This is a genomic window from Amycolatopsis sp. FU40, from assembly GCF_021903635.1.
GTDB classification, from domain to species: Bacteria; Actinomycetota; Actinomycetes; order Mycobacteriales; family Pseudonocardiaceae; genus Amycolatopsis; species Amycolatopsis dendrobii.
On the sequence record NZ_CP091381.1, the window covers coordinates 6,343,414 to 6,363,671 of the forward strand.

General features: G+C 70.0%; 16 protein-coding genes. 6 read left to right on the top strand and 10 right to left on the bottom strand.

Annotated elements, in window-relative coordinates; genetic code table 11:
• Positions 1-67: 67 nt before the first annotated feature.
• Positions 68-331, top strand: coding sequence for a hypothetical protein (locus L3Q65_RS29660; RefSeq protein ID WP_182889922.1), 264 nt, complete (start codon positions 68-70; stop codon positions 329-331).
• Positions 332-920: 589 nt separating this feature from the next.
• On the opposite strand, the gene L3Q65_RS29665 is transcribed toward L3Q65_RS29660, so the two are convergent.
• The 6 genes from L3Q65_RS29665 to L3Q65_RS29690 all read right to left on the bottom strand — a co-directional run bounded on the left by L3Q65_RS29665 (position 921) and on the right by L3Q65_RS29690 (position 7,864).
• Entirely contained in the window at positions 921-2,078 is a 1,158-nt protein-coding gene (locus L3Q65_RS29665) for a cystathionine gamma-synthase (protein WP_043828077.1), read from the bottom strand.
• 102 nt (positions 2,079-2,180) lie between these two features.
• On the bottom strand, positions 2,181-2,837 hold the full coding sequence (locus L3Q65_RS29670) for a hypothetical protein (protein ID WP_182889921.1): 657 nt from the start codon (positions 2,835-2,837) through the stop codon (positions 2,181-2,183).
• Between the two features lie 85 nt (positions 2,838-2,922).
• On the bottom strand, positions 2,923-3,468 hold the full coding sequence (locus tag L3Q65_RS29675; RefSeq protein ID WP_237597213.1) for a hypothetical protein: 546 nt from the start codon (positions 3,466-3,468) through the stop codon (positions 2,923-2,925).
• A 227-nt stretch (positions 3,469-3,695) separates the two neighbouring features.
• Positions 3,696-5,147 carry a hypothetical protein gene (locus tag L3Q65_RS29680; protein WP_182889920.1) on the bottom strand — a complete coding sequence of 484 codons (1,452 nt, stop codon included), beginning with the start codon at positions 5,145-5,147 and terminating at the stop codon, positions 3,696-3,698.
• Positions 5,148-5,262: 115 nt separating this feature from the next.
• Positions 5,263-6,633, bottom strand: coding sequence for a cystathionine beta-synthase (locus L3Q65_RS29685; RefSeq protein WP_182889919.1), 1,371 nt, complete (start codon positions 6,631-6,633; stop codon positions 5,263-5,265).
• Between the two features lie 316 nt (positions 6,634-6,949).
• Positions 6,950-7,864, bottom strand: a complete 915-nt coding sequence (locus L3Q65_RS29690; RefSeq protein ID WP_182889918.1) for a pentapeptide repeat-containing protein — start codon at positions 7,862-7,864, stop codon at positions 6,950-6,952.
• A 120-nt stretch (positions 7,865-7,984) separates the two neighbouring features.
• Between L3Q65_RS29690 and L3Q65_RS29695 the strand changes: the two genes are divergently transcribed.
• Entirely contained in the window at positions 7,985-9,205 is a 1,221-nt protein-coding gene (locus L3Q65_RS29695) for an acetyl-CoA C-acetyltransferase (RefSeq protein WP_043828073.1), read from the top strand.
• Positions 9,206-9,269: 64 nt separating this feature from the next.
• On the opposite strand, the gene L3Q65_RS29700 is transcribed toward L3Q65_RS29695, so the two are convergent.
• From L3Q65_RS29700 to L3Q65_RS29715, 4 genes are all read right to left on the bottom strand, one after another.
• On the bottom strand, positions 9,270-10,802 hold the full coding sequence (locus L3Q65_RS29700) for a DHA2 family efflux MFS transporter permease subunit (protein WP_182889917.1): 1,533 nt from the start codon (positions 10,800-10,802) through the stop codon (positions 9,270-9,272).
• A 183-nt stretch (positions 10,803-10,985) separates the two neighbouring features.
• Positions 10,986-12,263 (bottom strand): YeeE/YedE family protein, encoded by a 1,278-nt coding sequence (locus L3Q65_RS29705; RefSeq protein ID WP_370648129.1) that lies wholly within the window; start codon positions 12,261-12,263, stop codon positions 10,986-10,988.
• A gap of 152 nt (positions 12,264-12,415) precedes the next feature.
• Entirely contained in the window at positions 12,416-13,033 is a 618-nt protein-coding gene (locus L3Q65_RS29710) for a hypothetical protein (RefSeq protein WP_220506767.1), read from the bottom strand.
• 147 nt (positions 13,034-13,180) lie between these two features.
• The gene (locus tag L3Q65_RS29715) at positions 13,181-14,041 is read right to left on the bottom strand and encodes a Bax inhibitor-1/YccA family protein (RefSeq protein WP_182889914.1); all 861 of its coding nucleotides are present in this window, start codon (positions 14,039-14,041) and stop codon (positions 13,181-13,183) included.
• A gap of 320 nt (positions 14,042-14,361) precedes the next feature.
• On the opposite strand from L3Q65_RS29715, the gene L3Q65_RS29720 reads away from it, so the two are divergent.
• From L3Q65_RS29720 to L3Q65_RS29735, 4 genes are all read left to right on the top strand, one after another.
• Positions 14,362-15,852, top strand: a complete 1,491-nt coding sequence (locus tag L3Q65_RS29720; RefSeq protein ID WP_182889913.1) for a collagen binding domain-containing protein — start codon at positions 14,362-14,364, stop codon at positions 15,850-15,852.
• A 19-nt stretch (positions 15,853-15,871) separates the two neighbouring features.
• Entirely contained in the window at positions 15,872-16,582 is a 711-nt protein-coding gene (locus tag L3Q65_RS29725) for a class F sortase (RefSeq protein WP_237597214.1), read from the top strand.
• Between the two features lie 394 nt (positions 16,583-16,976).
• Positions 16,977-18,968 carry an SDR family oxidoreductase gene (locus tag L3Q65_RS29730; RefSeq protein ID WP_182889911.1) on the top strand — a complete coding sequence of 664 codons (1,992 nt, stop codon included), beginning with the start codon at positions 16,977-16,979 and terminating at the stop codon, positions 18,966-18,968.
• Positions 18,969-19,088: 120 nt separating this feature from the next.
• Complete coding sequence (locus L3Q65_RS29735; RefSeq protein WP_237597215.1) at positions 19,089-20,237, top strand: cell division protein DivIVA; 1,149 nt, start codon at positions 19,089-19,091, stop codon at positions 20,235-20,237.
• Positions 20,238-20,258 lie beyond the last annotated feature (21 nt).

A 20,258-nucleotide genomic window follows, 5' to 3' on the forward strand; every position in this document is an offset into this window, starting at 1 on the left:
CGGGGTGCGCCGCCCGCCGGACCGGTACCCTGATTACGGCAGCCACACATGATCAGGGAGTGCGACCATGGCACGCGCGCAGCACGGGACCACCTCCGGGGCCAAGTCCCGCACCGGTCTGCTGCCGCTCGCCGCGGGCATCCTCTCCGCAGTGGCCCTCACCGGAGCCGCCTTCGCGACCGTCGAAGCGGCCGCCTGCACCGGCCCCGCCCAGTACATCCGGCACGACAACCACATCGAACTGGTCGGTGGCTGCGTGAACGGCAGCGAACTCCCGGCGACGACCGGGACCCGGCAGGCCAATGCGATACCGGAGAACAGCAAGCCCTGACCGGCTGGCTGGGCCGGGCTTCGGTTGGGCTGAGCTTGGGCCTGGGCGGCGGTGGTTCCGCGGGGTTCGGCAGGCGAGGTGGGGAAGCGGTTCGCCAGGTGGCGACGGTTTCGCCGAGTGAGGCGGGAAACGGTTCGCCAGGAGACTACCGCTTCCCCGGATTTGTCAGCCATGGCCGGGAAGCGCTTCGCCCGGCGGCAACGGTTTCGCCGAGTTCGTCGGGCGAGACGGGAAGCCGGGGCGGCGTGATTCGGCCGCTGGAGCAGCTTGACCACGTCAAGCGAGGCAGTCTGAGGCCACGCAGCGGACGACTTCGGCGAAAACGTCCGCGCCTAGCGCTGGAACTGGCCCCCGCCCCGCCAGTTCCCGCGATGGCAGAGGGCAGATATGCGCTGCCGCGCGAGCCCTGGGCACCTGGCTCGGCCAAGCTTCGGCTGAGTTGAGCAGCTGGGGCTGGAGGCGGGCAAGGGTTTCGCCGCAGCCCGCTGTTCAGCCAGCGCCCACGCGGCGACCGGCCGAGGCACAAGCCCGGCAAAACCAAGCTCCCCGGCCGTGAACGGGGCACCGGAAACCAGTGCCCCGCCCGAAATCAGCCCAGCGCCTGCGTCAGGTCCGCCACCAAATCGCGCCCGTCCTCGATGCCCACCGAAAGCCGGATCAGGTCTTCCGGAACCTCCAGGGTCGAGCCTGCCGTCGAGGCGTGCGTCATCTTGCCTGGGTGCTCGATCAGGCTCTCGATCCCGCCGAGCGACTCCGCCAGTACGAACAGTTTCGTGCGGGACGCGACTTCCAGCGCCGCAGCCTCGCCGCCCGCGACGCGGAAGGACACCATTCCGCCGAAGCGGCGCATCTGCTTCGCCGCTACCTCGTGGCCGGGGTGTTCCGGGAGGCCCGGGTAGTAGACCTTGGTGACCTTCGGGTGCTTCGCCAGGGTGCGGGCGACCAGGTCGGCGTTGTCGCTGTGCCGTTCCATCCGCAGGGCCAGCGTCTTGAGACCGCGCAGGGTCAGCCACGCGTCGAACGGGCCGGGGACGGCACCCGCGGCGTTGCGCAGGTAGAAGAGCTGCTCGCGCAGTTCGTCCTCGTTGGTGACGACCGCGCCGCCGACGACGTCGGAGTGGCCGCCCAGGTACTTGGTGGTCGAGTGCACCACGATGTCCGCGCCCAGGGCCAGCGGGGTTTGCAGGTACGGCGTGGCGAAGGTGTTGTCCACGACCAGCCGCGCGCCCGCGTCGTGGGCGGCACCGGCCAGTGCGGCGATGTCGGCGACGCCCAGCAGCGGGTTGGTCGGCGACTCGCACCAGATCAGCTTGGTCTCCGGGCGCATCGCGGCCCGCACGTCGTCGATGCGGCTCAGGTCGGCGACCGTGTGCTCGACGCCCCACAGGCTGAGCACCTTGTCGATCAGCCGGAACGTGCCGCCGTACGCGTCGTTGCCCAGAACCAGGTGGTCGCCGGGGCGCAGGACCGTGCGCAGCACCGCGTCGGACGCGGCCATGCCGGACGCGAACGCCAGCGTGTGCCGGGCTCCCTCGAGCGACGCGAGGGCTTCCTCCAGCGCGGTCCGCGTGGGGTTCGCGGTGCGCGAGTACTCGTAGCCGCCCTCGCGGGTGCCGCCCACGCCGTCCTGGGCGTACGTGGACGTTTGGTAAATCGGCACGATGACGGCACCCGTGCGGGGATCGGGCTGCTGCCCGGCGTGGATCGCGCGTGTTTCAAAACCCAGGACGGAGTAGTCGTCGGCCATGGTTCCCAGGGTACGGGGCACCCCCGACAATCCCATCAGCTGGGAGGCAACTCACCATGCGGGAGAGGCTGCCGGTACAAACCCGCACCGGCAGCCCCGCGGTCACCAGCCCTGCGGAGCCGGGTAGCCGCCCTGTGCCGGGGCGCCCGGGCGGTAGTTGACCCAGTCGGCGGTCGGCTTCACGATCGCCAGCACCAGGGTCGCGACCGGCGGGATCAGCGCGATCAGCGAACTGCCGATGCCCGCGCCCATCAGCCGCGCGCTGCCGGAGTACCCCGCGGTCAGGACCCCGGCCATGATGAGGCCGAAGGCGGTGAACGCGATCACCAGCCCGCAGCCGATGATCGTGCACAGGCGGGCGGCGGGCTTGTGCAGGAACAGGCCGATGCCGCCGAAGAGCAGCAGGCCGACGATCACCGCGTATACGACGGCCGACAGGTAGAGCTGCCAGACCGTGACGTGGACAGACGAGATCGCGACGACCGAGACGATGACCGAGATGATCGCGAAAATGCCGCCGATGATCGCGAGGATCCCGGCGATGATCGCGGTCGCGCCGTTCGGCTTCTGCTGGTAAACGCCAGGTCCGCCCGGGTAGGCCGGGTACGGCTGACCCGCGGCGGGAGGGGCGAACGGCTGCTGCGGGGCGCCTGGGTACGGCTGGGCCGGCGTCGGCTGGCTCGCCGGATACGGCTGCCCGGGGAACGGGCCGCTCTGCGGCTGCTGGGGCTGACCCTGCGGGTTCTGGGGGTAGGTCACGGGGAGTCCTCGGTGCATCTGGTCCCGCCGGGCGGCGGGCGGAGTGCCTGTATCGTGCCAGGTCCGTCCCCTTTTCGGGGCGGATTTACCACTGTCGCGAGGGTGACGAAGCAGGCACCGCGGGTACGCGGTACCGCAGGTAGCCGAACGTCCGCGGCAGCCCGGCCAGCACGAGCACCAGCAGCACCGCGGCCGCGAGCGCGACGCGATCGAGCGCGGCGAAATTCTCGAACCGCAGCAGCGTCCGGAAGTACTGGACGTACGCCGGGGAACCGCTCAGCGCGGGTTCCAGCAGCAGCGCGCCGAGGGCGAGCAACGCGCCCGCGATCAGCAATACCGCACCGGCTGTCGCGCGGAAAAAGGTCGCGATCGCGCCGATCAGCAAGACCAGAGAAGCGGCCAGGTACGCGGCGAGATCGGCGAGTGTCAGCGGCGAGAGATCGCCGAGGCTGAATCCGGAAGGAATGTCGAGGAACAGCCTTGCCGGAAGGTAGCCGGACGTCGCCGCGGCGACGAGTCCGAACAGTCCCGCCGCGATCGCGGTGCTCCCGTTCGGCCGGTACGGAGCCGGTTCCGCCAAGGAGGATTCCCGTTCCCGCTGCCGTGCCGGAAGTCCGTGCAGGCCGCTCACGGCAGGTCCCCCTCGGGCTGGGAAAGCGATTCGGACGGCGCTCACCCTAGCCCGGAAACGCACCGTTGGGGACCGGCGCGAGCGCATGTGCGCCGCAATTCCCCCGGCTGCCGGAACCGTCGGGAAAAGCCCACCAGCTCCGCGCGAATCCCGCGAAAAACGGACTGGAAACGACGAAGGGCGCCGCCGTCGGAAGACGGAGGCGCCCTTCGCGGAGATTCAGCGAGTCACCACTGCTGCGGCGGCTGCTGGCCCGGCTGGCCGTAGCCCGGAGGGGGCTGCTGCCCGCCCGGCGGCGGGTACTGGCCCGGCTGGCCGAAACCGCCCGGCTGCTGCGGCGGCTGGCCGTAGCCCGGCTGCTGGCCCGGCTGGCCGTAACCGGGAGGCGGCTGCTGCCCGAAGCCCGGCTGCGGGTTCGCACCGCTGCCCGGGTTCGGACCGCCCGGCTGCGGGAAGCCCCCGCTGCTGGGGTTCGGTCCGCCGGGCGGCGGGAAACCGCCTGCCTGCGGCTGGCCGAAGCCCGGCTGTCCGCCGCCGAAACCGCCCGGCTGCTGCGGGCCGCCAGGACCGCCGGGGCCGCCCGAGGACGAACCGAGGCCGACGTACTGCGAGGTCGCCGGGATGATCGCGACCACGCCGATGATCAGGATGATGATGCCGAGGATCAGCGTCAGCATGCCGCCGCCGCTCGTCGCGCTGGACGAGGCGCCGCCGTACTTGCTGGCGAAGGAGCTGCTGACCGAGGTCCCGGACTTCGCCAGGATCGAGAACAGCAGCAACAGCACGCCGCCGACCAGCACGCCGATCGGAGCGAGCTTGCGCATCACGGCCGCGCGCGAGGCGAGAGCCAGCGCGACGCCGCCCGCCAGCGCGACCACCGCGCCGACCAGGATCATGATCACGTAGAACAGCAGCGTGCCCGGCGCGGCGAGGCCGGCCTCGTCGAACAGCTTCTGGTACCGGCTCGAGCTTTCGTACAGCTTCGAGTAGTCGCTGGTGTCGCTCATGTAGCTGAACGAAACGATCAGCGCGATCAGGCCGAGCACCGCGGTGACGCCGCCGGCGATGTAGCCGTACAGCGCGTTCCCGCCGCCCGCGGACGGCGCGGCGGACGCGCCGAACGGGGCGGGCTGGCCGAAGCCCGGCTGACCCGGCTGCCCGGGCTGGCCGAACGCGCCCTGCGGCGGGGCGCCGAAGCCGCCCTGGTCGAACCCGCCCGGCTGGCCGAAGCCCTGCGGCGGCTGACCAGGCTGACCCGGTTGGCCCGGCTGCCCGGGCTGACCCGGCTGTCCGAAGCCCTGCGGGGCGCCGAACCCGGCGACCGCGGCCGGGTTGTCCGCCGCGCTCGGCGGCGGGGCGTACGGGATGTTCTGCGGCTGCTGGCTCGGCGGGACCAGCTGCGTCGACTCGGCGTTGCCCTCGGCGCTCACGGGGTTGACCACCTGGGTGGCGTTCGAGTCAGCCGGCTGTCCCGGCTGCACGACCTGCGTCGGTTCCGGGGTGTCGCCGAAGGTGCCGCCGCCCTGAGCGGGCTGCTGCGGCTGGCCCGGCTGGACCACCTGGGTCGGCTCCGACGCGCCGAAGGGACTGTCCTGCTGCGGTGTAGGACCACTCGACGGGCCCTGCGGCGGCTGCTGGCCGCCGTCCCAGGGCTGGTTCGGTGGCTGCGGAGCACTCATGTGGGTCTTGAACCCCCTTGACGAGGACGCGAAAAAGTTCTATTCGGCCGTAACGCTATCGGATGCCCGGCCGGGACGCGCGCAGACGCCCCGGCCGGCCTCCGTGAGCTTGCGCCTATCGGCCCGCGAGGAACGCGAGCAGATCGTGCCTGGTGACGACGCCCGCCGGCTTGCCGTCCATCAGCACCAGCGCGCCGTCGGCCCCTTCGAGCGCCTTCATCGCGGCGCTCACCTGCTCGCCCGCCCCGATCGTGGGCAGCGGCGGCGACATGTGCGTCTCCAGCCGGTCGGCCAGCTGGGCCTTGCCGGTGAACAGCGCGTCGAGCAGGTCGCGTTCGTTCACCGCACCGACCACCTCGGCGGCCATCACCGGCGGTTCGGCGCTGACCACGGGCATCTGGCTCACGCCGAATTCCGACAGGATGGCCACCGCCTCGGCGACCGTCTCGTTCGGATGCGAGTGCACGAGGCTGGGCAGCGCGCCGGACTTGCGGGTGAGCACGTCGCCGACCGTCCCGCCGGAGGAATCCGGCGGGAGGAAGCCGTAGGACGACATCCAGGCGTCGTTGAACACCTTGGTGAGGTAGCCGCGGCCGCCGTCGGGCAGCAGCACGACCACGACGTCGTCCTCGGTCAGCCCCTCGGCCAGCTTCAGCGCGGCGGCCACGGCCATCCCGCACGAACCGCCGACGAGCAGGCCCTCCTCGGTCGCGAGCCGGCGCGTGGTCTCGAACGAGTGCGCGTCGCTGACCGGGATGATCTGGTCCGCGACGTTCCGGTCGTAGGTCTCCGGCCAGAAGTCCTCGCCGACGCCCTCGACCAGGTACGGCCGGCCGGTGCCGCCGGAATACACCGAGCCCTCGGGATCAGCGCCGACGACCTGGACGCGGCCGTCGCTGACCTCCTTCAGGTATTTGCCGGTGCCGGAGATCGTGCCGCCGGTGCCGACGCCCGCGACGAAGTGGGTGATCTTGCCGTCGGTCTGCCGCCAGAGCTCCGGGCCGGTGGAGTGGTAGTGGCTGGCCGGGTTCTCCGGGTTGGCGTACTGGTTGGGCTTCCAGGCTCCCTCGATCTCGCGCACGAGCCGGTCGGACACGTTGTAGTAGGAGTCGGGGTGCTCGGGCGCGACCGCGGTGGGGCACACGACGACGCGGGCGCCGTACGCGCGCAGCACGTTGCGCTTGTCTTCGCTCACCTTGTCCGGGCAGACGAACACGCACTGGTAGCCCTTGCGCTGGGCGACCATGGCGAGCCCGACCCCGGTGTTGCCCGAGGTGGGCTCCACGATCGTGCCGCCCGGGCGCAGCTCTCCGGAGGCCTCGGCGGCCTCGATCATCCGCAGCGCGATTCGGTCCTTCACGCTGCCGCCCGGGTTGACGTACTCGACCTTGGCGAGCACGAGCGGCTTGAGCCCCCGGGTAAGCGAATTCAGCTTGACCAGCGGGGTGTTGCCCACGAGGTCCACGATGTGTTCTGCGTACTCCACGCGACCAGCCTAAACAGCCGGACCCATGACCGGCCAGCGCGGGACCGGCAGGCGGTCTCCGGGTGCGCGTCGGGGCCACGGGCGGCGCCAGGCGAGGTCAGGCCTCCCCGGCGCGGACCTCAGGCAGCCACCAAGCCGCGCGTCGACACCGGGGCGGGCCCGAGGGCCGCCGCACGCCGATCCGTGATCCCGTCCCGGAGATCCGTCCCGGCCCGCAGTGCCAAGCAGTACCGCTTAAGGGCCACCATGTCCGGTTCACCTCCTGGTTGGGATTCCTCTTCTTGTTGACTCTTCACGAATCCTAGTGGTTCCGCGGTTATTCCGGAACACCCGAAGGAACCAGCCGGAGCCAGCCGTCGTCGCCGGGTTCTTCGGTCCAGCCGGGCGGCCAGGAGCGTTTGTAGCCGGGCTTCGCGAGCGCGCCGGCCAGCCCGGCCTCCGAGTGCACTCCGAATTCCGCGTGCTTCTCGAACTGCGCGCCGCGGAATACGTCGCGGTCGCCGCCGAGGACAGCGCCGCGGAAGTCCGCGCGTTCGCGGAACACCGCCTCGTGGAAATCGGCTTTGGTGCGGAATTCGGTGCCGCGGAAGGTCGCGAATTCCTCGAATTTCGTCTGGTAGCACACGATGGAACGGATTTTGCAGTGCGTGAGGGTCAGCGCGATGAGCCTGGCTCCGGAGAAGTCGAGGTCGATGTCCGGCCAGTACGACCCGTTCGGCTCCTCGCCGCCGCCAGGACGCAGGTGCAACATCAGGATCCGCTGCGCGGCCTTGCGGACCTGCACCTCTTCGTCCGTGCCGTCCAGCGGCATCCGCAGGTACGCGCAGAGGACGTTGACGATGGTCTGCCGCTGGTCCGCGTGGCTCTGCGCGAGCCGTTCGAGCGCGTACAGACCGGCCAGCCGGACCGGGGCCTTGTCGCTGCCGAGCTGGTCGGCGGCCTTGCCGTACATGTCGGTGATCCGGCGCTGGGTCGCGTCGTGGTCCTTCTGTTCCAGATCCAGTTCGGCGGACCGCTGCCGTCGCGCGGCGAGCAGGAGCGCGGCCGCGCCGCCGGTCCCGACGACGATGCTGGAGGCTGTGCGCAGCGCGTCGAGCCGCGACGAATCGGCCGGGGTCCCGCCGCCGAGCAGCCACAGCAGCAACGCCGCCGCGACGGCCGCGAGCAGCACGATGCCGGTCCCCCACCACGCGATCGTGCGGGTGGACAACACCCGGTTGCGCTCTGTCACGGCAGAAATCCTCCCACGGGCGCAAGGTGGTGCATGTCGCCTTCGGCTTTCGAACGGACGCCGGAGACGGCAAGATGGTGAGCAACCGCTTAGTGCCGCCGACCCGAGGATGTGTCTGTCATGCCCGAAGCCGTCATCGTCTCCACCGCCCGCTCCCCGATCGGCCGTGCCGGGAAGGGCTCGCTGGTCGGGATGCGCCCCGACGACCTGGCCGTGCAGATGGTGCGCGCGGCGCTGGACAAGGTGCCCCAGCTGGACCCGGCCGACATCGACGACCTGATGCTCGGCTGCGGCCTTCCCGGCGGCGAGTCCGGCTTCAACATGGGCCGCGCGGTGGCCGTCGAACTCGGCTACGACCACCTGCCCGGCTGCACGATCACCCGGTACTGCTCCTCCAGCTTGCAGACCACCCGGATGGCGCTGCACGCGATCAAGGCGGGCGAGGGCGACGTCTTCATCTCCGCGGGCGTCGAGGCCGTGTCTCGGTTCGCGAAGGGCAGCTCCGACTCCTGGCCGGACACGCACAACCCGCTGTTCGCCGACGCCGAGGCGCGCACCAAGGCCACCGCCGAGTCCGGTGCGGACAGCTGGCAGGACCCGCGCGAGAACGGGCAGCTTCCGGACGTCTACATCGCGATGGGCCAGACCGCGGAGAACCTCGCGCGGCTCAAGGGCGTCACCCGCGAGGAGATGGACGAGTTCGGCGTGCGGTCGCAGAACCTCGCCGAGAAGGCCATCGCGGACGGTTTCTGGGCCAAGGACATCACCCCGGTCACGCTGCCGGACGGCACGGTCGTGTCGAAGGACGACGGGCCGCGCGCGGGTGTCACGCTCGAGGGCGTGTCCGGGCTGAAGCCGGTCTTCCGCCCCGACGGCCGGATCACCGCCGGCAACTGCTGCCCGCTCAACGACGGCGCGGCGGCTGTCGTGATCATGTCCGACACGAAGGCTCGCGAACTGGGCCTGACGCCGCTGGCGCGCGTCGTGTCGACCGGCGTCACCGGCCTGTCGCCGGAGATCATGGGCTACGGCCCGGTCGAGGCGTCGAAGCAGGCGCTGTCCCGCGCCGGACTGTCCATTTCGGACATCGACCTGGTCGAGATCAACGAGGCGTTCGCCGCGCAGGTCATCCCGTCCTACCGCGACCTCGGCATTGACCTCGACCGGCTGAACGTCAACGGCGGCGCGATCGCGGTCGGCCACCCGTTCGGCATGACCGGCGCGCGGATCACCTCGACGCTGATCAACTCGCTGCAGCACCACGACAAGCAGTTCGGCCTCGAGACGATGTGCGTCGGCGGCGGGCAGGGCATGGCGATGGTGCTGGAGCGGCTTTCCTAGTTCCGGCAACGAAAAGGGCCGTCCGCGAGCGCAACGCGGGCGGCCCTTTTCATTGGGCGGAACGTCAGTGCATCAGCACCGGCGGAGCGACCTCGTCGGACTCCGTCGCCGCGGGCACCACGCGCTTCTTCGGCAGGAAGAACGCGGGCACCAGGCACAGCGCCAGCAGGATCGTGCCCCACAGGAACGTCGTCGCGAACGATTCGCCCGCGAGGCCCGCCGCGGCGTCGTGCGTGGCCGGGTTCATCGTCGCCGCGGTGGCGACCAGCTGGCCCTGGCTCGTCGGGACGCCGAACTTCCCGGCGAGCAGCGCCGCCAGGATGATCGACATCACCGCGGACCCGATCGCGCCCGCGGTCTGCTGCAGGATGTTCGTCGCGGTCGAGGCCTTCGCCATGTCCTTGGACTGCAACGTCTGCAGCGCGGCCGAGGTGATCGGCATCATCGTGCAGCCGAGGCCGAGCCCGACCACGAACAGCGCGGCGAGCAGCAGCGGATACGACGTGGTGGCGGTGACCTGGGTGAACGCGATCATGCCGGCCACGATCAGCACCAGGCCGGGCACCACGATCTTGCGCGGCGCGATCTTGTCCGCCAGCCGTCCGGCGATCGGCATCGACACCACCGCGCCGAGGCTCTGCGGCACCAGCAGCAGACCGGCGTTCAGCGCGGTTTCGCCGCGCACCAGCACGAAATACGTCGGCAGCAACAGCATCGCGCCGAAGAATCCGATGCAGAACACCGCCATCGTGGCCATCGCGACGGAGAACGACCGGTTGCGGAACAGCTTCAGGTCGATCAGCGGATGCTCCACGGTCCGCGCCCGCAGCACGAACGCGACCAGCAGCACGATCCCGGCCAGCGCGGGCAGCCACACCTCGAGCGCGCCGACGGTGCCGGTCGACGGGATCCGCGATACGCCGAAGATCAGCGCGGCGAGGCCGGGCGACACCATCAGCATGCCGAGGAAGTCGAAGCGGCCGGACGGTTCCGGGTCGTCCTTCGGCAGCAGCTTCAGCGCGAGCAGGAACGCGATCAGTCCGATCGGGACGTTGATGTAGAAGATCCAGCGCCAGCTCACCGAGTCGACCAGCCAGCCGCCGAGGATCGGGCCCGCCATCGGGCCGAGCAGCATCGGGACGCCGAGCACGGACATCACGCGGCCGATCCGCTGCGGGCCCGCGGTGCGGGTCAGGATCGTCATGCCCGCGGGCATCAGCATGCCGCCGCCGAGGCCCTGCACGACGCGGAACGCGATCAGCGATTCGACGTTCCAGGCGAGCCCGGCGAGCATCGAGCCGATCAGGAAGGTGCCGATCGCGAGCAGGTACAGCCGTTTCGTGCCGAACCGGTCGGACGCCCATCCGGTGACCGGGATGACCGTCGCCAGCGCCAGCATGTAGCCGGTCGCGACCCACTGGATGGTGTCGAAGGACGTGGTGAACTGAATGGTGAGCTTCTGGAGCGCGACGTTGACCACGGTGGTGTCGAGGATCGCCATGATGGCGCCGAGCACCACCACGGAAGCGACCTTCAGCACTCCCCGGTCGAGTTTGTCACCGGCATCCGGCGCGGCCGGAGTCGCAGGTGCGGACATGCGGAACCCCATCTGTTAGTGGTGATGCGCAAGCCCGCGACGCGACAATACGACCGCGGTTCCCCCTTGCGCGCGCTCCAGACTAGCCGAGCGGCAAGCGGCGACGCAGTCTTTTTCGCTGCCGGGCGAAATGCGTGGGGACTTTTCGCGCAGTCGCGATGACCTGCGAAAAGTCCCCACTCGTCAGCAGATACTGTCCGTGCGCACCGGGTTGCCCAAACCGAACAACGGCCGCAGTTTCAGCCCGATCCAGGTACCGAAAAGCGCGAACGCGCCCCACAGCCAGCCGTGCAGGCTGCCGACGGAAATTCCGCCGAGGTACGCGCCGATGTTGCAGCCGTTCGCCAGCCGCGCGCCGATTCCCATGAGGATTCCGCCGAGAATCGCGGCGACGGCGGTGCGCCACGGGATCGAGCTGTGGATCTTCCACGCGCCCGCGGCCGCGGCGGCGACGAACGCGCCGATCATGATGCCGATGTCGGTGAGACTCGTCTTGTCCTGCCAGATCGGCTTGGACAGCGACGTCGCGTTCGCCTTCAGCTGCCAGAACTCCCACTGCTCCGGGTGCAGTCCGAACACCTGCAGAATTTTCGCGCCCCACAGGCTGAACGCGCTCGTAACGCCCCAGATGCCGCCGGAAACGAGGTACACCGCGCCGGCCAGCACGCCGAGCACGACCGCGCCGACGAGGATCGGCCAGGAGCCGCGGAAGATCCGGGCGAACCCGCGTGCGGTCGGGACAGTGTCGACCGGCGGCGGCACGCGGCGCTTCTGCACCACGCGAGTCGCGAGGACGATCGCGGCGAGCACCGCGATCGTGATCGCCCACGAACCGAACCAGCCGACGTGGTCCGACAGCAGGAATCCGGAAACCTGCGGCCAGCCGGTGAAAAGCGGGTAGCCCCACGTGTAGAGGACCGATCCGGTGATGAAACCGCCGAGGGTCAGCACGATCGTCGACTGCCCGGCCCCGACCGCGAACAGCGTCCCGGACGCGCATGCGCCGCCGAGTTGCATGCCGATCGCGAACAACGTGGCCCCGACGAACAACGCGAGCCCGATCGGCCCGACGTTCGCCACCGGCACCGGTTTGCTGCCGAAGAGGCCCGCGCCGGTGCCGCAGATGAGGGCGATGAGCGTCGCGGCGGTGCCGAGCAGGAGGGTGTGCGCGCGAAGGCCCTGGCCGTTGCCGACGGCGATCAGCTGCCGCCACGCGGACGTGAACCCGAAGCGGGAGTGGAAAAGGGCGAGGCCGAGCGCCAGCCCCAGCACGAGCAGGACCCCGAACTTCGCGCCGTGCGCGGCCCAGACGTAGGCGGTCAGCCCGACCGCGAGCACCGCGGCGACGGCCAGCGGGACAACCTTGACCGGCTCCTCCGGTTTAGGCGCCGGAGCCGCGCAGGAGGTCGGGAAGTCGAGCAGTTTTCGCTCGTCGACAGGGGAATCGGTGGTCGCCACCACGTCTCCTGGGGGTGTCGGGGATCAACGGGACCCGCCCGGCGGCGGGCGGCGATCCACGTTAGGTCCGCGCGGGCGCCGCACGCAGCCTGTCCCACGGAGTGCGACGAACGGCCGAAACCGGGCGTCCGGACGGCCCCTTTGTACCGCCCCGGTCAGCTCTTGATGCAGATGGCTTCCTCGGGATCGGAGTACCAGCGGGCGGTGGTCGAACCACTGCCCTCGCACGCCGAACGGTCCTTCGCACCGGGCACCAGCTTGACGATTTCCGCGTTCTTCTGCGGGTCCGTGCACGCGACCTTCTGGTAGGTCGTCGAGGCGGTCTGCAGCCCGGAGAGGCAATCCCCTTGCTGCACATTGGGAACGAGGCAGAGCACGCGGTGGTTCTTGCCGCCGGTGGTGTAGCGGTAGTAGTCGCCGCGCGGGCAGGTGCCGCTGCGGCTGGAGCGGACGACCGCGACCTTGACGTTCGCTCCGGGGTCGGCGCAGTCGACGGTCTTCGTCGTCGTGGTCGAGCCGGACTTCTCGATGTGCATGCAGTCGCTGGCGTGGGTGTTGCTGGTCGAGTTGCCGAACGTGAAGAAGCCGATGACGACCCCCGCCGCCACGACCACCACCGCGACGGCGACCAGCACCACGGTCCGGGTCGGGAAGCTTCGCTTCGGGCTCTGCCGCGGCGGCATCCCGCCCGGACCGTAGTGCTGCTGGAACGGCGACGGGCCGTTCTGTCCGTAGCCCTGCTGCGGTCCGTGCCCGTGCGGGGGAACGCTCACGTGATGCCTCGCAAACCCGAAAGAAAGATTCCGTCCGGGCACATCCAACACGACGGCCGCCGGGGCTCGCAGAGGTTCGGAGCAGAAAAACAGAAAAGGCGCTCCGCGTAACGCGGAGCGCCCCTTCCCGGGAAACCTGTACGACGGTTAGTCGCGCAGGTAAGACAGCAGACGCAGGATCTCGAGGTAGAGCCACACCAGCGTGGTCATCAGGCCGAAGGCGGCGTACCAGGCCCACTTCGACGGCATGCCGGCGCGGATCATCTTGTCGGCCTGGTCGAAGTCGAGCAGGAAGCTGAACGCGGCGATGCCGATGACCACCAGGCTGAAGACGATGGCCAGCGGGCTGCCGTCGCGCAGCGGGTTGAAGCCGAAGAACACCGCGGTGACCAGGTTGACCAGCATCAGGATGGCCACACCGGCGACCGCGCCGACGATCCACTTGGTCAGCTTCGGCGTGACCTTCACCGCGCCGGTCTTGTAGACGACCAGCATCGCGACGAACACGCCCGCGGTGCCGATGAGCGCCTGCAGGGCGATGCCCGGCAGGAACACCTCGAACAACCCGCTGAGCGCACCGAGGAACAGGCCCTCGGCACCGGAGTAGACGAGCGTGAGCGGACCGCTCGGCTTCTGCTTGAAGATGATGACCAGCGACACGACGAGGCCCACCACGAGCCCGCCGATCAGCGCGCCGAGGAGCGGACCGCTCGGCGAAAGCCTGCCGAGGGAGTCGCGCACGAGCTGGGACTGCGCCCAGATCGCGGTGAGCACGCCGACGACGAGCGCGACGCCGAGCGACATGCCGGTCTTGATGACGACGTCGTCGACCGTCATCGGACGGTCGGCGGAGGCGGTGCCCATCTGGCCGGGGCCGTAACCCGGGACGCCGCCTTGGCCCTGCGGCTGGCCGTAGGGCTGGTCGAAGCCGACGTTCGGCCCGTACTGCCCGGTCGCGGCCGCGCCGCGCGGGAGATTGCGGAACGCCGGGTTGCTGCTGGAACGCACCTGTCCTCCTGGACTTTATGGCACCTTGCATCGGGTTCAACGACCGCGGCGGCTCGCTGGTTCCCGTTCGGGTAAAGCCGATTTTACTCATCACCCGCACGGGTGGGGCGACCCCCGTTACGGCCACCGTAGGCGATGAAGGTCACGACCGTTCACCGCAGGTCACCCGATGGTCTCTAGACAACCCCCATGGTGACCCGCGAACCTTCACATCGCGTGTCCGGGAAGTGACCGAACGCGTGTCGGGGAGTTGTTCGATCAGGTGAACTGCGAGGACGCCGTTCAGGCGTCGGCAGGCACGTCGAAGGAGCCAACACACCATGGGGTGGATCTCACGCCCGCGCGCTCGCTGGCGCGCGGCCACCGGACTGGTCGCGACCGCACTGCTCGGCGCACTCTCCGTAACCGCATTAGGGACGACCCCGGCCGCCGCCGCGGGCGCGGTGAAGGGCCCCGGCCTGACGATCGTCCACAACGAGGGCGGCACCGATTACGAGGATTGGCTCGGCTCGTACAAGGTGGGCGGCAAGAACGTGTTCTGCGTTCGGTTCCATCTGAAGGCGCCGGGCAGCGACGAGGCGTACCAGCCAGGCGATGAGCTGCTGACGAAGTGGGGCGAAAAGCTCCAGCCCGACGTCGCGGGCAACATCTCGTATCTGTTGCTGCGCTACGGCAACACCTCGAACAACGACGAGGCCGCCGCGCTGGCCCACCTGCTGCACTCGTGGACTGCCAAGACACACGCTCCCGGCGACACGGACTTCGGCACGCCCCCGGACAAGGCGGCTTATCCCGAGCAGAAGTACCTCAACGCACTCACCCCGGCCGCCAAGGACGACGTGGCCAAGATGAAGGCCGAGGCCGAGGCGAACCGCGGTCCGTGGACCGCGTCGGTCACCGCGCCGAAGGGCGATCAGCACCTCGGCCAGCCCGCGACCTGGACGGTCACGGTGAAGAACTCCCAGGGCAAAGGCATTCCGGACGTTCCGGTGAAGCTGACCGCCACCGACGGGACGGTCGGCCAAGCAGACAAGCAGGCAGACGCGGAGAAGGCGTCCGATTCCTCTTCCGGCAACCCCGCGCCCCAGGCCGCGCAGAAGGACACGACGATCAAGACCGATGCGAACGGCACAGTCACGGCGAAGGTCACGCCGACTGGCGACCAGCCGAAGCTCGTCGCGTCGTTGTCCGCGCCCGCCGACAAGCCGACCGTGCAGAACCCGGTCAACACCAAGGACGGCATCCAGAGCGTCGTCGGCACCGGCGGCGAGAAGCGACTGACCGCACAAGGCGTCGTCGCCGTGGCGAAGCCGGGCAAGGTGCAGGTCACCAAGACCGACGCCAAGACCGGCAAGGGCATCGGCGGCGCGACGCTGCGGGTCACCGGCAAGGACCGCAAGACCGCGGCCACCAGCCAGGACGGCAAGCCGCTCACCGGGCCCGACGGGCAGCCCGCCGTGGTCACCACCAGCGGCGACAATGGGACCGCGACGGTGGAGAACCTGCTGGCCCCGCAGGAGGTCTGCGTGGTCGAGGTGAACGCGCCGCCGGGCTACACCAACGCGTTCGACCCGAACAACCCGCCCGCCGCGTGCGGGTCGCTGACGCCGGGCGGCACACTTGCCCTGACTGTGGCCAACACGCCGAACGAAGTGCCGCACGCGATTCCCGCCGGCGACCTGCCGGTGACGATGGCCAAGGGCACCGTCGAGACGAGTTTCTCCACGGGTGGCATCGCGGGTCTCGCGGCGCTGGTGCTCGTCGGTTCGGCGCTGGTCGGGTTCGCCGCTCGGCGGTCGGCCCGGCGGTAAGCGAAAGCAGCAAGGACAGATGACCGGAAAAGGACGGCTGGTCGGCGGGTTCGTGCTCGGCGCGGCAAGCGTGCTGGCAGTGGAACTCGCGACGGTCGTGATCAGTTCGCCGCCGACGACGGTGGTGGCCGGGAGCGCGTCCCCGGTCGCCGCCGCCGTTCCGGCCGCTTCCCCGCAGCAGCTGGCTCCCGCGCCGCCGCCGTCGAGCAGTTCGGCGGCACCGCCGAGCAGTTCCGCGGCCGCACCGCCGGCCGCGCCCGCGGAGCATCGGCAAGCTCCGGAACCGGGACCGCAGGCGCCGGGCACGATCCGGCTGCCCGGCGGCGGGACCGCGGCGATGGTGCGCCAGGACCTCGGGCCGGGCAACACGCTTCCGGTGCCGTCGGACATCGGACAGGCGGCGTGGTGGGGCGCGGATTTGGAAGCGGTCAGCGGCGCCAGCGTGTTCGCGGGCCACGTGAACTGGCGCGGTGCGACCGGGCCGTTCTCGGAATTGTGGAGCGAGCGCATCGGCGGCGTGGTGACGATCGTGGACCGCGCGGGCAAGACGAGCCGGTACCGGATTTCGCAGCTGGTCACCGTGCACAAGAACGATCTGCCGAGCCGCGCCGACGACCTCTTCGGGCAGGCCGGTCCGCATCGAGTGGTCCTGGTGACCTGCGGTGGGCGCTGGATCGGCGGGAGCGACGGGTATGAGGAGAACCGCGTCGTGATCGCCGACCCGGCATAAGGAGCGATGCCGGAGATCTTCCTGTCCGTGAGCAAGAGACGCTTGAGGTGACCGCCGGACCGGGCGAGCGCACCGCGCGACGCTCCCGCGACACGGGCTCAAGTTCCTGGCATTGAATCCGATTTCCGCGGCTCTCACGGATCGTTGACCGCGCTTCCGGTGCCGGATCAGGAGTGAGGGGTCCCCTCGCGGCCCGCTGAAACCGCGCGAGGGGTCCGTTCGCGCAGTTTCTGACCGGCCCGTCGTTCGCGGAAATCCGCCGCCACCTGCGGGACCCCGTTCCGCCGCTAAGTTACTTGCGAGTAACCTCACCCTGCCGCGTTGTGGTCAGGGCGGCGTCCATGCAGCAGAATGCCCATGGGTCCAGGCGGCGGCACGGCGGAGGGTGATGGAGATGGCGACGTTCTTGGTGACAGGCGCGACCGGGTTGATCGGGCGCCAGGTCACCCGGCAGCTGCTCACCCGGCCGGACGTGGAACGGGTCGCGCTGGTGGTGCGCGCGTCGTCGCGGGAGAAGCTGGCCGCGCTCGTCGACGGATGGCCGCATCCGGACCGCGTGACGCTCGTGACCGGCGACCTCGGCGAACCGCTGATGGGAGTGTCCGAAGCGGACCGGGAGGCGCTGCGCGGCGTCGACCACGTCATCCACCTCGCCGCGCTCTACGACATCACCGCCGACGACGAAACCAGCATCCGGGCCAATGTGGACGGTACGCAGAACGTCATCGACCTCGCCGCGGACCTGAACGCCGGGTGCCTGCACCACGTCTCGTCGGTCGCCGTCGCGGGCGACCACGAAGGACTGTTCACCGAGGACATGTTCGACGTGGGACAGCGGCTGATCACGCCGTATCACCGCACCAAATTCGAGGCCGAGAAACTCGTCCGGGACCAGCACGAGGTGCCGTGGCGGGTGTACCGGCCCGCGGTCGTGGTCGGCGATTCGCAGACCGGCGAGATGGACAAGATCGACGGTCCGTACTACCTCTTCCCCGCGATCAGCAGGCTCGCCGGGCTGCCCGACCTCCCGACCGCGGGCCCGGATCTGGGCGACACCAACGTGGTTCCGGTCGACTACGTCGCGAAGGCCATGCTGGAGCTGGTCGCCACGCCGGGGCTCGACGGGCGCGCTTTCCACCTCGTGAACCCCGAACCGCAGCCGGTGGTGTCGGTCTACAACGCGTTCGCCCGCGCCGCCGGGGCGCCGACGATCACCGTGCAACTCGGCGACAAGGTGTCGAAGGGAATCGTCGGGCTGGTCAAGCTCAGCGAGCACATTCCCGGATTCACCATCGCCCGCGACGCGGTGCTGGAACGGCTCGGCATCCCGCCGGTACTGCTGGAAACGATGGCTTTCCCGTCGGTGTTCGCGTCCGCGGAGACGCGCAAGGCGCTGGCCGGAAGCGGCGTCGAGGTGCCGCGACTCGAGGAATACGCCTCGACGCTGTGGCGCTACTGGCGCGAACACCTCGACCCGTTCCGCGCGCGCAAGCACGGTCCGCGCGGCGAACTGGACGGCCGCCGGGTGATCATCACCGGCGCGTCGTCGGGCATCGGCAGGGCGACCGCGCTGAAGGTCGCCGCGGCGGGCGGGGTGCCGCTGCTGGTCGCGCGGCGGCAGCACGAACTGGAAGAGGTGCGCGACGAGATCATCGCGGCGGGCGGCACCGCGTCGGTGTACCCGGCGGACCTCACCGACGAGGATTCAGTGCGCAAGGCCGTGGACGCGATGCTGTCCGAACACGGCCGGATCGACATGCTCGTGAACAACGCCGGCCGGTCGATCCGGCGGTCGATCAAGCTGTCGTACGACCGGATGCACGACTACGAGCGCGCGATGGCGATCAACTACTTCGGCGCGGTGCGGCTGATCCTGGCGGTCCTGCCGCACATGTCGGAGCGGAAATTCGGGCACATCGTGAACGTTTCCTCGATCGGCGTGCAGGGAATCGCGCCGCGCTTTTCCGCCTATGCCGCGTCGAAGGCCGCGCTGGACTACTTCTCCCGGATCGCGGCGACCGAAACGCACGGCGACGGGATCACCTTCACCACCATCCACATGCCGCTCGTGCGCACGCCGATGATCCGGCCGACGAAGATCTACGACGCCTTCCCCACGAAATCGCCGGAGCAGGCGGCGGACATGGTGCTGAAAGCGCTGGTCCAGCGTCCGAAGCACATCGGCACCCCGGCGGGCCAGGCGATCGGGCTGACCTACACGCTCGCGCCCGGGCTGACCGACGCGATCGCGTACCAGGGTTTCCGGATCTTCCCGGACTCCGCGGCGGCGGGCGGCAGCGGGAAACTGAAGATCGGAAGGGGCGAGAAACACCTGTCCCGCGCGGCGATGGCGCTGGCCCGGCTGTCGCGCGGGTTCCACTGGTAGTGACGGCTCGGCGCGGCGGGTGAGGCCGTTCAGGCGAGATCGCCACGAAGAATCGACCCGGGGCGGTGATTCACCACTCCTGGCGGCACGCACGCCAGGTGCGCGGGTACGGTCGTGGGCATGGTTCCCGAGCGAGACAACGGCCTCCTCCCGCTGCGGCGCGAGTACACCGAAGCCTGGCGCGGCTTCGACCGCACCGAGGTGCGGCAGTACCTCGACCACCTCGAAGGCCAGCTGCACCGGCTGATCACCGACCGCGACGCGGCGGCCGCCCAGGTCGCCACGCTGTCGCGCGAACTCGAGACGGCGCGCGGCGAGGTGTCGAAGCTGCAGTCGCGGGTCGAGGAACTGATGAAGCCGCCGGAGCGGCTCGAGGACCTGGACGAGCGGATGCAGCGCACTGTCACGCTCGCGAACGCGCGGGCCGAGGAGATCACCAAGCGCGCGCAGGTGGCGGCCGAGAAGCACTGGGCGTCGTCCACCGAGGCGTCCACGAAGCTGCGCGAGCGGTACCACCGCCTGGTCGAGGAACTGGACAAGCAGGCCGAAGCGCTGCACTCGGAGCACGAGGCCGCGCTGAAGGAAACCCGCGCCGAAGTGCAGCGGCTGACGGTCGAGGCGGCGCAGCGCCGGGAACTCCTCGACAACGAAGCCGAGCGCAAGCGCCGCAAGATCGAGCGCGACTTCGACGCGAAGATCACCGCCGAGCGCACCGCGCACGAAAAGATGATCGCCGACCAGCGCACGGCCAGCAAAAATCAGGCTGAGCGCCGCATCTCGGAAGCCACCGCGGAGGCGACTCGCCGCGTCGAGGAGGCGACGGCGGAGGCCAAGCGCCGTCTCGACGAGGCCACCACGCAGGCGGCCCAGCGCACCACCGCGGCGACGCGCAAGGTCGAGCGGCTCGCCGAGATCCGCGAACAGGCCCGCAAGAACCTGGCGATGGCGGACGAGGTCCTCGGGCGCAGCGAGAGCTTGCTGACGGCACTGCCGTCGGAATCGGTGCTGCCCGCCGCCTCGAAGCTGGTCGGTGGCGATGACCCGGCGAAGCCGGACCCCTCGCCGGGGCCAGTCGAGACGAAGGCCGCGCCGTCGCCCAAGCCGAAGAGCGGGAACGGTTCGGGTGCCAAGGCCACGACCGGGAACGGCTCGTCCGCGAGTGGCGGGGCGACGGAAAGCGCGGCTGGAAACGGCGCGAAGAACGGGAACGGTTCGACGGCGAACGGTGCGAAGTCCCAGCCGCAGGCGGCGGGCAAGCCCAGCAGCTGATCCACAATCCGCAGTAAGCCC

What these genes read in the sequence shown, in the direction of transcription:
- L3Q65_RS29660 (WP_182889922.1), top strand. Translation starts at nt 68, where the DNA reads ATGGCACGCGCGCAGCACGGGACCACCTCCGGGGCCAAGTCCCGCACC.
- L3Q65_RS29665 (WP_043828077.1), bottom strand. Translation starts at nt 2,078, where the DNA reads ATGGCCGACGACTACTCCGTCCTGGGTTTTGAAACACGCGCGATCCAC.
- L3Q65_RS29680 (WP_182889920.1), bottom strand. Translation starts at nt 5,147, where the DNA reads ATGAGTGCTCCGCAGCCACCGAACCAGCCCTGGGACGGCGGCCAGCAG.
- L3Q65_RS29695 (WP_043828073.1), top strand. Translation starts at nt 7,985, where the DNA reads ATGCCCGAAGCCGTCATCGTCTCCACCGCCCGCTCCCCGATCGGCCGT.
- L3Q65_RS29700 (WP_182889917.1), bottom strand. Translation starts at nt 10,802, where the DNA reads ATGTCCGCACCTGCGACTCCGGCCGCGCCGGATGCCGGTGACAAACTC.
- L3Q65_RS29720 (WP_182889913.1), top strand. Translation starts at nt 14,362, where the DNA reads ATGGGGTGGATCTCACGCCCGCGCGCTCGCTGGCGCGCGGCCACCGGA.
- L3Q65_RS29725 (WP_237597214.1), top strand. Translation starts at nt 15,872, where the DNA reads ATGACCGGAAAAGGACGGCTGGTCGGCGGGTTCGTGCTCGGCGCGGCA.
- L3Q65_RS29730 (WP_182889911.1), top strand. Translation starts at nt 16,977, where the DNA reads ATGGCGACGTTCTTGGTGACAGGCGCGACCGGGTTGATCGGGCGCCAG.
- L3Q65_RS29735 (WP_237597215.1), top strand. Translation starts at nt 19,089, where the DNA reads ATGGTTCCCGAGCGAGACAACGGCCTCCTCCCGCTGCGGCGCGAGTAC.